At 39.7% G+C, this 12,006-nt stretch carries 12 protein-coding genes; 2 read left to right on the top strand and 10 right to left on the bottom strand.

Annotated features, from left to right (window positions below):
- Positions 1-75: 75 nt before the first annotated feature.
- The 9 genes from I585_RS22725 to I585_RS16070 all read right to left on the bottom strand — a co-directional run bounded on the left by I585_RS22725 (position 76) and on the right by I585_RS16070 (position 9,044).
- Positions 76-2,655 (bottom strand): WxL domain-containing protein, encoded by a 2,580-nt coding sequence (locus I585_RS22725; RefSeq protein WP_010740982.1) that lies wholly within the window; start codon positions 2,653-2,655, stop codon positions 76-78.
- The gene (locus I585_RS16100) at positions 2,648-3,070 is read right to left on the bottom strand and encodes an EF2685/EF0750 family sortase-dependent surface protein (RefSeq protein ID WP_010740983.1); all 423 of its coding nucleotides are present in this window, start codon (positions 3,068-3,070) and stop codon (positions 2,648-2,650) included. Before I585_RS16100 ends, I585_RS22725 begins: the two co-directional genes overlap by 8 nt.
- A gap of 101 nt (positions 3,071-3,171) precedes the next feature.
- Positions 3,172-3,453, bottom strand: a complete 282-nt coding sequence (locus I585_RS23745; RefSeq protein ID WP_010740984.1) for a WxL protein host-binding domain-containing protein — start codon at positions 3,451-3,453, stop codon at positions 3,172-3,174.
- A complete protein-coding gene (locus tag I585_RS16095; protein ID WP_010740985.1) occupies positions 3,413-4,102 on the bottom strand; it encodes a DUF916 domain-containing protein in 690 nt (229 codons plus the stop codon). The genes I585_RS23745 and I585_RS16095 overlap by 41 nt, the downstream gene beginning before the upstream one ends.
- Before the next feature lie 490 nt (positions 4,103-4,592).
- Entirely contained in the window at positions 4,593-5,747 is a 1,155-nt protein-coding gene (locus I585_RS16090) for a DUF3089 domain-containing protein (RefSeq protein WP_010740987.1), read from the bottom strand.
- A 111-nt stretch (positions 5,748-5,858) separates the two neighbouring features.
- On the bottom strand, positions 5,859-6,737 hold the full coding sequence (rsmA, locus tag I585_RS16085; RefSeq protein WP_010740988.1) for a 16S rRNA (adenine(1518)-N(6)/adenine(1519)-N(6))-dimethyltransferase RsmA: 879 nt from the start codon (positions 6,735-6,737) through the stop codon (positions 5,859-5,861).
- On the bottom strand, positions 6,734-7,297 hold the full coding sequence (gene rnmV, locus I585_RS16080; RefSeq protein WP_010740989.1) for a ribonuclease M5: 564 nt from the start codon (positions 7,295-7,297) through the stop codon (positions 6,734-6,736). Before rnmV ends, rsmA begins: the two co-directional genes overlap by 4 nt.
- The gene (locus I585_RS16075; protein WP_010740990.1) at positions 7,290-8,066 is read right to left on the bottom strand and encodes a TatD family hydrolase; all 777 of its coding nucleotides are present in this window, start codon (positions 8,064-8,066) and stop codon (positions 7,290-7,292) included. The genes rnmV and I585_RS16075 overlap by 8 nt, the downstream gene beginning before the upstream one ends.
- Before the next feature lie 171 nt (positions 8,067-8,237).
- Positions 8,238-9,044: a Cof-type HAD-IIB family hydrolase gene (locus I585_RS16070; RefSeq protein ID WP_010740991.1), complete on the bottom strand. Its 807-nt coding sequence runs from the start codon at positions 9,042-9,044 to the stop codon at positions 8,238-8,240.
- A 216-nt stretch (positions 9,045-9,260) separates the two neighbouring features.
- Here I585_RS16070 and I585_RS16065 point away from each other — a divergent pair, with 216 nt between their 5' ends.
- Together I585_RS16065 and I585_RS16060 are read left to right on the top strand one after the other, a co-directional pair.
- On the top strand, positions 9,261-9,857 hold the full coding sequence (locus I585_RS16065) for a hypothetical protein (protein WP_010740992.1): 597 nt from the start codon (positions 9,261-9,263) through the stop codon (positions 9,855-9,857).
- Positions 9,858-9,980: 123 nt separating this feature from the next.
- Complete coding sequence (locus I585_RS16060) at positions 9,981-10,178, top strand: hypothetical protein (protein ID WP_010740993.1); 198 nt, start codon at positions 9,981-9,983, stop codon at positions 10,176-10,178.
- 108 nt (positions 10,179-10,286) lie between these two features.
- On the opposite strand, the gene I585_RS16055 is transcribed toward I585_RS16060, so the two are convergent.
- The gene (locus tag I585_RS16055) at positions 10,287-11,780 is read right to left on the bottom strand and encodes an AcpB/EbpR/MafR family transcriptional regulator (RefSeq protein WP_034709481.1); all 1,494 of its coding nucleotides are present in this window, start codon (positions 11,778-11,780) and stop codon (positions 10,287-10,289) included.
- Positions 11,781-12,006 lie beyond the last annotated feature (226 nt).

Here is a 12,006-nt window from a genome sequence, read left to right as displayed (position 1 = left end):
TAAGGAGCCCTACTACCGCAATCATGCCAAATACGCCTAACCACATAGGTCATCGTTTGTTACTTTCAAAGCGCTTTATGGTGTGTCGTTTAATGACCAAGTCAATTTTGCTTTATAGTTGCTGCCTTTTTTTCCGGCATTTGCTGGTAAGTTCAAAGAGACTTTTTCAAATGGGATACGCAATTGCCAAGTATCTTTTCCTTCACCTGATTTAGCAGAGACTAATGTTTTCGCATTGTCTCCTGCGATCAGTCTTTCTGAAGCCTTAACAGTACTTGGTCCATCCGTTGCTGAAGTATCTACCGCCTCTTGCGGAGTATCACGGTTCGCAATTGCTTCAATCGTTAGATCGTCAAATTTCACCGCCGCACCGCTGCTGTTAGGCATTACTTCTTCGGAGCTGTCTGTAAAATCTGACAGCTGCGCTGTTAGATCCCATCCCGTGCTGGTCGAACGATCGTCCTTCATACGAGTGTAAAAACCATTTGTTACAACGTCAGTATCCTCTTTATAAGCATCTGGATTCAATGTATAGGTAGTTTCTTTCCCTTGAATTTTTTGAACGCCGTAATTAAAGGCTGTTGGTGCGGTTAACAACGCGATATCGTCATCATTTTCACCTGGTTTGCTTGCATCTTCTTTTTGGATTTGAACAGAACCTTTAACCTCTTTAGAATATGGGCTGCTGATTGTATCGTCTTCCCAATCAACGGTTCCTTTTGCTTCCAACTCTTCATCGATCGCGCCTTCCGCTTTTGTTTTAAAAGTAATGACTTTCTTTTCATCTTGATCTAAATCACCAAGATTGTTGGTTCCATCAATATCTTTTAGACTAGCTGCCACACCATCAATTTTGATGCTGTCAGGGTCGATTGTTAAGCCACTTGGCAGATCAAGTACTGCATGGATGTTTTCAGCCTTTTTCGGCAAGAAGCTCGTAAGCGTCCCAGTCCATTCAACGGTATCCCCACTTTTCACTTTTTCTTGATCAGCTACCAATTCATTCTCTATCTCACTCACTGCATCAAAATAAATTGTTCCAGAGAAGGAATTTGACGCGCCATTATTTCCTTCTGACAATTGCGCACCCGCATAATCAAAGCGAATCCCTTTATTGATCAAACCAAGTCTTGTGACATTCGATAATTCGATCACATTACCAGTTGTTGTGAAGCCCGGTTCTGGTTTAACAGCGCTTGTTGCGAAACCATTAGAAGCAGTTAACCCTGCATGAGCGGTGGTTTTCAAGACATCCACGGTTGCTTTATTATCTGTTACAACAGGTACTGGAATTCGAATTGTTTGGTTTGGAGCTTCTAAGGTAGCAAGTTTCGCTAATCCGTTCATGTTTGTGATATCACTAAGATGATTACTAAAACAGCTTAATGTGGTTAATTCTACGTTGTTGCTGACATCTAACGTAGTTAATTCATTACTGCCGCATTGTAAATTATCCAATACAGGGTTCTGAGATACATCCAAATTAGTCAAATCGTTGTCATTGCAATATAGAATCTCTAATTTAGGATTATGGCTCATGTCGAGCTCAGTAAGCTTATTCACATAACATTGGAGCATTCTCAAATCCGGATTTTGACTTAAATCTAATGTAGTTAGTTTATTGAAAGAACAAGCCAAGTCGATCAGTTGACTATTTTTACTTACATCTAGATCTGGAATTTCATTCCAAGCACAGACTAGAAATTTTAACGCCAGATTTTTGCTCACATCCAAAGACGGCAATTGATTCGAGGAACAATAAAGTGTTGTTAAGTTGATATTTTTACTAACATCCAAAGATGGCAATTTATTTTTACTGATATTTAAATGCTGTAATTTTTTGTTATTAGACAGATCAATTGTAGGTAATTGATTACTATAACAAGTTAGTTTCAATAATCCGGTATTTGTACTTACATCTAAAGTCGGCAATTGGTTACCGTAACAAGTTAACTCCTCTAAATTAGTTAGTCCGTCCAAATTTAATGAAGTCAGCTGGTTTTTAAAACAATAAAGCTCTCTTAGTGCATTATTGCTACTAACGTCAAGATTTGTTAATTGGTTATCGTTGGCAACAAATTTCTCCAAAAAACTATTTTTACTAAGATCTACATCCGTTAGTTTATTGGTATAACAATTTATTATCTTTACATTTACCGCATATTCAATCCCTTTTAAGCTGGTCAATGATTTTTCTTGAACATGAATTTGAGTCAATTTTTCCATGTCTTCAATAGTCAACTCATTTTCATTTTTACCATAACCAGACCAAGAAGCATAATAATTTCCTGCCAGCGAATCAGTTCTTAAAGCCTGTGCAAAATCTGCGTCGATATCGACACCTTCAACTAAAGTCGTCGCACCTTTTTTCTCTTTGCTGCTTACTTCCTCTTTTGATTCTTCCGTTGCTTCCTTAGTGTCTTTTGTTTCTTCAACGACTTCAGCGGCCGCTGCTTCTGAGTCCGTTTCTGTTTCAGCAGAAACTTGCTCTTCTGCCTTGTTTTTCTTGTCTTTTAATGGATCTTCCGCGATTGAGGATAGTGTTGTTTCGCTTGCTGTCGTATGTTCAACAGTCTCCGCGTCAACGAATGCAGTCGGGAATAATGATGTCACCATGATCCCTACACTCAGCATTGAAAATATTTTTTTATTCATGGTTGCCCTCCTTCTTGAAATGGAAATATAGTGATAGCCAGAAAACGGCAGTTATACAGCCAAATCCAAGAAATTGGAACATCCGGATGTCTTGTTCACCAGTTTTCGGCAAAGTACCTTTTCCCGATTGATACGTAGAAACGTTTCGAGAAGTCGAAGGCAGCACATTCGTTACTTTTTCTTGATTGGATCCTACTTTTTTTGAATCCTCTGTATTATTCTCATCTTGCTTTGGATCTTCTTTTTTCGGATCCTCTGGTTTTGGTTTTTCCTTGCCAGGATCCTCCCCATTTGTACTTTCATCAGCAAAACCAATGCCAACCTCTGTCGTTGCTTCATCTGCTGCCCATGAATGGATCGGGAAACACATACTTAAACAAGCAACCAATACTAGTCCGTATTTCTTTTTTATCACTTTGTTCACTCTCCTTATTTTTTCCATTGACGCTGACGTTTGACAAGATAACCGATTAAAACCAACAATGCAGCAACCAAGCTAAGTGCCGCCCACGTTCCTCATGTTGGAACGTGTACTTGATGCGCAGCTTCATCTTTCATCTTCTCAAGCTTGTCTGAGTCAATTGTAAACTCCTTTGTCCATCGCCAAGTGTGGCCATTTTCTTTTGCGGAACCTGTAAATACATACGTACCCGTACGAAAGTCTTTTAATTTCACGGGAACCTCAAAATCAAAATTAGAATTTGGTGCAATTGAAAAATCCTTCATTTCATGTGTATCTAGTGTCTTATTTTCACCTTTACGTCTGATACTTCCTTTGATCGTCATTTCTTTGACCATTTTGGATCGTTGCTGCCACCACTTTTTTCCCTTTAGAGCGTATTAAATCAACTTTTTTTAAAGCCAAATTCGCTCCTTGATTAAAGGGTTCGCCATCTTCCGTGAGCATCAAGGCGATCACATAGGCATATTCAGTCGTCAAACCGCTCTGCTTCTCATCTTCACCTTTTTTTACAAAGCGCAGAGACCCCAGCTTGATCCCTGAGAAAAAATTCTTGGGCGGTTGTATCTGATAATCAACGATTTTTTCTTCAAAATTAACTACGGTTACTTCTTTTTGCTTATCACTAATAGTGACCAATTCGGTAATCGGTTGTTTTAAACTTTTGTCTAACTTCGGATCACTATTGGCATAATCGATTGCTCCATTCGAACTGCTAATTGCGTCATGAATCGTCAATTTGACTGTGACTGCTTCTTTTTGCGTACTTCGCACCTTCACTTGAATCGTTTGAGGCATATTCGGCGTCATCTTCAAATAGAAATAGGTTTTCGTTGTATCTACTTGATTTTCTGGAATGACACTCTCAACTGTAAAACCTGTTGGGCTTTGTGTATTCTCCGCCTTGACCGGTGAGGGCGAAAGAAATAAACAAATCAACCCTATAAAAACAAGACGCGATAATTTTTTGCTAAACTGTTTTACCATCAGAGGCTCCTTCGATTCTTTGATCGCAAATAAGCCTAGATTTCCTCATTTCTGATACATGAAAAAAATTTTTTCTTGTATTCGAAAGATTTTCGTTAATTAATAAAATGATCTTCATCCCTTTTTCCATAAAAAACTCCCTTTCAATTTTCTATTTATATCAAATGGCACCACCAATTTAATATTCCAATTACTACGAACAAAGAAATAGTGTCATTTCCACTATAATTCCATTACAATATTATTAATTAACAAAAAATTATATGATATTAATTCCAATAAAGAAATATTATTTCTAAAAAATCTTGATTTAAAGATTATTTTCTTCTTACAAAGCGAGATCGATGGATAAAAATAATTTTTAAATTATCAATCAACGTCGTTTATGCACTTTTATTCTCATTTTTAAATTCACATAATAAGTGAAATCATTTATATAATTTTACAAAAAAAGCTGCCTACCAAAATTGATAGACAGTTTTAAGAAATATTATTGTGCAGGCTGTTGAGCCGCATCTGATGTTTGTGTGCTTTGTTGGTTCGGATCAGCCGCTGGCTGCGGATGCGTCGCAAAGTATTGCGCTTCGCGGTTTTCTGCATTTTGCTGCAGGTTGTAATAATAGAAGCTGATATCATTATTTAAGTAGGATCCGGCTGGATAAAGTTTGCGCGTACTTTCCGGCATTTCGTATTTTGCTTTATCCACGGTTGAAGAAACAACTAAACCTCTTGTTCCATCGACAGTCGCGTCAGCAAGATTCATTTCTTTCGAGTAATCTCCGCTGTCATTTCGTACATAAGAACCTAAGTTTTCTGCTGCGGTCGCAGGCGTCCCATCCGTTTTCCAGTTGATTGGGTTGATGGCTAATGCACCTTCATCCCATGTTGGCAATTCTCCAGTAAAATCAGGAGAGACCGTATTATACGAAACAACTACACCAGTATCATCTGGGCCCGTTGCGAATTTCACTTGCGGATTGTCGTTCATTTCTTGTTGTGTCACCGATTGTCCAAGTACATACGCCGCGATCATGCGGTCGCTGACACCAGGATTATTTTTGAAATAATCATACATGATAGCTTTGATCATGCGCGCCCCTTGAGAATGCCCCACTAAGATAAAGGGACGATTATTATTTTCATGTTTAATGTAATAGTCAAAAGCCGCGTAAACATCAGCTTTTGGAATACCATCCACATATTCATTCTGTTCTGCTTTTGATTTTGAGTACAGCCAATTTGCATCTAATTGTCGATAGTATGGAGCGAAAATATTTCCACTAGTATCGAAAGCCGATCCCTGAGTCGCTAGGAATACTTGCGCCCCTGCACGCATCGTCGCATTATCGATTTTCGCTACAGGTGATGAATTTTTATCCTTTTGTGCATAGGCTGTTGGATAAAGCATGAAGACATCCGCTTGGCTAGTGATTTCTGTTGGTTTCGCCAACCAATTGCCGGAATCGCTGTAATCGCTGGCTTTGATCGTCTCGCCAGATTTTTCCGGCTCTTTTGCTTTCTTGATCGTAGTTTTACGTGTTTCTTGTTTCGGTGTATCCTCTTTGCTGAAAAAGGTTGTATAGGCGTAATACCCGCCAGTGCCTAACACAGCTATAATGACTAATCCAATTAGGAATTTTTTCATCGTATCCTCCAAGTAAAAAATTTATGTCCCTTTCTATTATAGGGGAGTTGAGTTTTAATTGACAAATTTCGTTGGGATTTAATGAAAAAACAAAAAGAGCCGAAGCCCTTTTTATCCTTGTCTATTTGCTTCCAACGCATTAGACAAACGGGCGAATTCTTCTAACGAAAGGGTTTCACCACGACGTTTTGGATCGATCTCAGCCTGCTGCAAACTGGTTTCTAGCCAAGCTCTCTTGGCCTCATCTTTGCCATAACTATTTAATAGATTGTTCCACAATGTTTTACGTCGTAAAATGAAGGCGGATTTAGTCAATTTGAAAAATTCCTTCTCATTCGTTACTTCGACCGCTGGCGTTTCTCGGCGAACGAGACGTAAAATCGCAGAATCTACATTCGGCTGCGGAATAAATACCGTCTTCGGCACGATAAAAGCAGTCGTTGCTTCCATGTAATATTGTACGGCGATCGATAATGATCCATAGGCCTTTGTTCCCGGTTTAGCTGAAATCCGATCCGCTACTTCCCGCTGCATCATGACCACCAACTCATCAACAGCAAGGTCAGATTCTAAAATATGCATCATGATCGGTGTCGTGATGTAATATGGCAAGTTCGCTACAACTTTGATTGGACCTGCTTGATCAAAATATGCTGTTTCCTTCATTAAATCAACTTTTAAAATGTCGTTATGCACGACTTTGATATTATCATAAGGGCTCAATGTATCAGCTAGAACTGGAATCAATCGATCATCGATCTCAAAAGCCAATACTTGATGGGCCGCGCGCGCCAGATGTTCCGTCAATGCGCCAATTCCTGGACCGACTTCAATCACGTTAGTGTGTTCATCAATCTCAGCAGTAGCGACGATTTTATTCAAAATATTTGGTTCAGTTAAAAAGTTCTGACCAAGACTCTTCTTGAAAGAGAATCCATGTTTTTGCAGGATTTCTCGGGTTCTCGAAGGTGTTGCTATATCTTTGTTCACAAAGTTTCCTCTACTTTCCTCATTGCCTCATGCAGTTGTGCTTCGGTGATTCGAAACATCGTTAAACGTTTCTCCAATTGTTTGGCATTCGTATAACCAATCTTCAGTTCATCACCCAGCCGTTCACGGCGTTCACGGGCTTGAGCTCCCGCTATTAAACCATAATCCAACAGCGTTTGTCTAGCTATTTTTGGATCATCATTCTCCGCTGGTGTCACAACTTTATGCAAGGCGTCAATAATCGCTTCATCACTGGCATGCTCTACCCCAAGACTAGCGCCGCGTTTTTGCGGTGCCGCCATTCTTCTCGATAAAAAAGCATGTTGTGCATCCGGAATTGCCTCCATGATCGTCTTACGAATTTTTTCACCAGAAAAATCAGGATCGGTAAAGACGATCACACCACGTGTTTCTTGTGCATGTTCGATTTGTTCTAGGATCGCTTCATTGATAGCTGATCCCCGTGTTTCGATCGTGTCTACGTCAAAAACTTCCTTCAACCGTTTAGTATCATCTTTGCCTTCAACGACGATGATCTCTTCGATTTTTTCTTTAGTCATGGGCATTAATCCTAAACAAACGATGGGCGTTTTCTGTCGTTTGCTGTGCCACTTCTTCCATTGGCAAATTCCGTAATTCTGCAATTTTTTCAACGACATAGCGAGTATAGCCCGGTTCGTTGCGTTTGCCGCGATACGGCATCGGCGCTAAATACGGTGCATCCGTTTCGACTAATAATTTATCTATTGGCACGATGGTCGCAGCCTCTTGCACATCTAATGCCTTCTTGAAAGTCACGACACCTGAGAACGAGACATGCATCCCTAAATCTAAGAAACGTTTTGCCCATTCGCCGCTGCCGCTGAAACTGTGCATGATACCGCCAATATCGCGAATATCTTCCTCTTTCAGAATCTTATAGGTATCTTCCATCGCGTCACGTGTATGAATGCTGATTGGCAAGTTCATCTCTTTAGCGATCGCGATTTGGCGACGGAACACTTTATCCTGAACCTCTTTCGGATCTTCCATCCAATAATAATCCAATCCGATCTCACCCAACGCTACTACTTTCGGCAAGGTCAATTTTTTGATCAAATCCGCTTCAATTTCTTTTGTGTAACTTCCCGCCTCTGTGGGATGCCAGCCGATGATGGAATAAATCCCTTCGTACTGTTGGTTTAATTCCAAACTCTTTTCAATCGTTGGCGTATCGAACCCGACGACCGCCATCTCTGTCACGCCCAGTTCTCGTGCTCGTTCGACCGTTTCTGGAATTTCGTTTTCAAATTGCTCTGCATTCAAATGCGTATGAGAATCAAATATCATTTGTAGTCCTCCTAAATCAAAATCATTTTAACTATCTATCTTGGAAAATCCGCTCAATTTCCGAGTTCAGCTAGAATCAATTTATTTTAACACACTGCCTGCAAACAAACGAAAATCTAATACAACAAAAAGAACATTAAAGCTGAGATCGCCTAAATGTCCTTTTCCCTTCTACGATTTCAATAAAAGCTCGATTTTATCCAAGACACTCTCTTGGTTGTTCGATCCGATGATTTCATTGGAAGCCTGTTTTACTTTTTCCTGCGCATTGTCTACAGCAAAACTTTCCCCAGCATATTTCAGCATCTCGATATCATTACCGCTATCGCCGAAGGCTGCTATTTCAGCCGGATTGATTCCCCATTTGTCGCTTAATTTTGCTAAACCAAATGCTTTATGAACTCCCGGAATGATTAAATCAATATCCCCATGCCCACTGGAAACGGGAATCATTTCTCCAGCTAAAATATCTGTTAAAGCGGCCAATTTGGCTTCGATCCCGGTATTTGGAAATGTCAGAGCAAATTTGAATATCTCGTCCTCTTCCGCCGCAATCTCTTCCAGCCTATCGAGTTTTTTATTGCTCGGATAATAGAACTGCACATTGTTGAATACCTCTTCAGGCATCTCTTGTGAAACATAAGCACTCTTTTTGCCACACACCACAGTGACTGTCGGTTCAAGCGCCTCGAGCCCTGTCAAAACCTTCATCACTTTTTCTATCGGCAGTTGCGCGTTATAGTAATCATTGCCTTCAACGATAATGTTTGCTCCATTTTCAGAAACGAAGGACATTTCTTTGTGCAGCTCGGGAAAAAAGCTTTTTAATTGATCATATTGATTTCCGCTGGCAACAACAAATTTGATGTCCTTTTCTTTTATTTGATGGAAGATTTTTTCGAATCTTTCCCGATTATATTCTTTCTGATCATCTAAAAATGTTCCATCCATATCTACCGCAATCATTTTGATAGTCATTTGCCTCATCTCCTTCTTCTTATTCGTCCCCACAAGAGTACCATAAACTATGGGACGCATTTCAGGTCAAGCGAATTTTGATGAAAACTAGGTCTAAATCCCTATGAAAATCCGCCGAAAGTCGGATGCTCCTACTGAATTTTCTCTCTATACTAATTGTTGAGGAATGATATACGTCAAAAAAGTATATCCATTATTTAGAAAGAGGTGAATTTTATGCCTAATTTTCAACAAGATTTTCCGAATGCGGCCCGCTACTTAAAACAACGCTATCCAGACAAAGAACCCTTAAGCAGTTTTTGGCATTGGGCAACATTAGTCCTATTCGCTATTTTATGTATCGCAACGATTAAACAACAGTTATTGTTGATTGGGATTTTGATCCTTGTCGCTGCTTTGATCAAAGGACCGGGGATCTTACTTTTCGGTGCGATTTATTCATTGTTGGTCAGTTTCTTTCCGCCAATTGGGATCGTTCTTTCAGCACTTTTCTTCTTGTTTAATATTCGTTTATTAACGAAAAGCTGGCGTGTGAATATCGTCACCTCACTATTTTACTTGTATCCGTTAGGGTTGAGCTTGCTACGTTACTTCACTCATTGGGATGCGGCATGGCAGATCGGTCTTGAATTATTGCCAGGACTATTGCTATTGCATTTTGTTTTGATGCAGGTGTACTACTTCCATCCAAGCGCCCGGCAAGTGGCTTGGACCGTGTTAGCAACACCGTTTGAATTAATCTCACTCGTATTACCTAAGCGCTTCAAGAAACCGTTTCGGACTACGGCACAACCAACCAGAATCAAGCGCTAATAAAAAGGTCGTTTAAAGAGGTATTTACTTCTTTAACGACCTTTTTTTGAATATAAGAAACATGTTAAAATAAAAGCATGCACCTATCGTAATTTGAGCCGTTCTATTAAAGGGGGGACTGACATGATCGCAAAATATGAGCTTCCAACCAACGAAGAGCGGTTGGCTAAGGAATTTGAGAAATTAGGTCGGCAATTCTTTGATAAGTTCGACGCAAAGAATTTCACACAAGCCTATAAAATTTTAGATCAACTAACACATGATCCCCACCGTTATCCTCAAGAAACGAAGATCTATGTCAAAACTTCAAGGCTTATTTAAACTACAAAAAGGACAGCAAGAAAATTATTCGATTTCCTTGCTGTCCTTTTTTCTAAGAATCCTGTGATCATCTACGATCCGCTCTCTATGGGGCCGAACCGGCCCCTTTCAACCTGCTAGCTTACTGATGAGCTGCTGCAGCTGATAAACATCTTGATTCGTTAAGAATGGATCGATCACAACAGTCGGATACTCCTCCGGTACTTCCTCCACACTGCTGGACGTAATCAGCGCATCATATTTTTCCAATTCTGAACGATTGATATTCACATTACTCAGTTTCTTCTCTACATAATGAACTTCAAAATTCCCGTAGATTTGATTTTCGATTTGATTGCCTAGGAAAAATTCTTCTGTTGGCGACAGCTCGGACAACAGCAGCAACTTCAACGGCCGGTCGCAACTAGCCAAAAGCGTTAAGCTTTGAGGAACCATTGTGATCAAGATATAGACGTAATTCCAAACAAAGTCCTGATCTTGATAAAATTGATATCGTCTAACAAAGTGATCGACAATCTTTTTCACTTTTTTAACTGCTTGATCGTGGGTCTCCGACAATTTTTCTAAAAAGATTTTACGTTGACGGAACAAAATATCAATCAACTGTCCATCAGGCTCATAAATCCGATGCTCATTCATCAACACGACTGCCAATTCCTGTTTCTTGTCATTCCCCAACGAAAAATTCAAGAGACTATCAAAATCCTCCACCAATTCTAAATGGCGATAATAATAATCCGCGTACTCACCTTCTTTTCGTAAGGCACTATGCAGTTGGCTCTTGCTGGCTATCACTATATCGGCATAGGACAACCAGAGGCAATCTTTGATCTTATCCGAAGACAGCTTCACGCGAAAAACCTCCAACGCCATTCGCTTGAACGCATCCAGAATTTGTCTTTCCGGCAACATCAAATCACTGCTTAACTCGGATTTTGGATAGTAATGGCCATTTTTGATCCGCCACAGACTAATGTACATGTTGTACCCTAATCGTTTACGGGAAATGTAGTTGTCCTCAAGTTTATTCACTTGGATGAATTGATTCACCAAATCTGTGATGGCCTTGATCTGGAATTCTTTCAAATCACGATATAATGAATCCAAACGATCCGACTTCTCAATGAAATAACGATAATACATATGACGAATCACACTTTCGTTTCCTTCCAATCGCAGTGGACGGTACTGTAATGTGATCCCGGTTTTCAGCAAAATACTCTCAATTTTTTTAAGGTTTCGCTGCGTTTTTGAAGGACTTAAAAAGAGTTTTTTCGACAAATCAATAATGTTTTCGCATTCTTCATAAAGCAGCTCTTCGATAATTTGAAATTCCGGAGATTGCTGAATCGTATCCGCGTATAAACGATTGATACTGACATGCGATTTGATTTGTAATTGATAAAGTCCTTTGTATTTCATGATGCGAAAAGCATCCTGCTGACTATTAATCAGCTTAACATCTTTAAGTAAAACAGATAGCGAGCATTCTAACTCCTCTAGTAATTGGTCACTCGATAGACCGGTTCGACAGGCATAAAGTAATTCAACTAGACGCAAATGTCGAAGATTGCTCACCCCTAAAATATCTCTAAAATTCATATCTTCACCCTCTTCACTAACTCCTAAGCTTAACCCACCAACAATTGACTCTAAGGAACTAGCAGTCATCTTTGTACGAACCAAAACCCCTTTTGTCTCGTACTGAATCGTCTCTCACTAAATCCTTTTGGAGCAATTAAAATAGTGTCTATCCCTCCCTTTTTATTATGATAAAAGAAAAAGCCGAGCAACAAATCAAATTCTTGCTGATTATCGCTTCGGTTTA

The sequence above is a fragment of the Enterococcus malodoratus ATCC 43197 genome, from assembly GCF_000407185.1.
Lineage (GTDB): Bacteria > Bacillota > Bacilli > Lactobacillales > Enterococcaceae > Enterococcus_A > Enterococcus_A malodoratus.
Note: the sequence above shows the minus strand (reverse complement) of the source record. Positions and strands in the feature narration are given on the sequence as shown.

Coding starts and splice junctions, on each gene's coding strand:
- I585_RS16075 (WP_010740990.1), bottom strand. CDS start 8,066: ATGATATTTGATTCTCATACGCATTTGAATGCAGAGCAATTTGAAAAC.
- I585_RS16090 (WP_010740987.1), bottom strand. CDS start 5,747: ATGAAAAAATTCCTAATTGGATTAGTCATTATAGCTGTGTTAGGCACT.
- I585_RS16060 (WP_010740993.1), top strand. CDS start 9,981: ATGATCGCAAAATATGAGCTTCCAACCAACGAAGAGCGGTTGGCTAAG.
- I585_RS16095 (WP_010740985.1), bottom strand. CDS start 4,102: ATGGTAAAACAGTTTAGCAAAAAATTATCGCGTCTTGTTTTTATAGGG.
- I585_RS22725 (WP_010740982.1), bottom strand. CDS start 2,655: ATGAATAAAAAAATATTTTCAATGCTGAGTGTAGGGATCATGGTGACA.
- I585_RS23745 (WP_010740984.1), bottom strand. CDS start 3,453: ATGGTCAAAGAAATGACGATCAAAGGAAGTATCAGACGTAAAGGTGAA.
- rnmV (WP_010740989.1), bottom strand. CDS start 7,297: ATGACTAAAGAAAAAATCGAAGAGATCATCGTCGTTGAAGGCAAAGAT.
- I585_RS16065 (WP_010740992.1), top strand. CDS start 9,261: ATGCCTAATTTTCAACAAGATTTTCCGAATGCGGCCCGCTACTTAAAA.
- I585_RS16055 (WP_034709481.1), bottom strand. CDS start 11,780: ATGAATTTTAGAGATATTTTAGGGGTGAGCAATCTTCGACATTTGCGT.
- I585_RS16070 (WP_010740991.1), bottom strand. CDS start 9,044: ATGACTATCAAAATGATTGCGGTAGATATGGATGGAACATTTTTAGAT.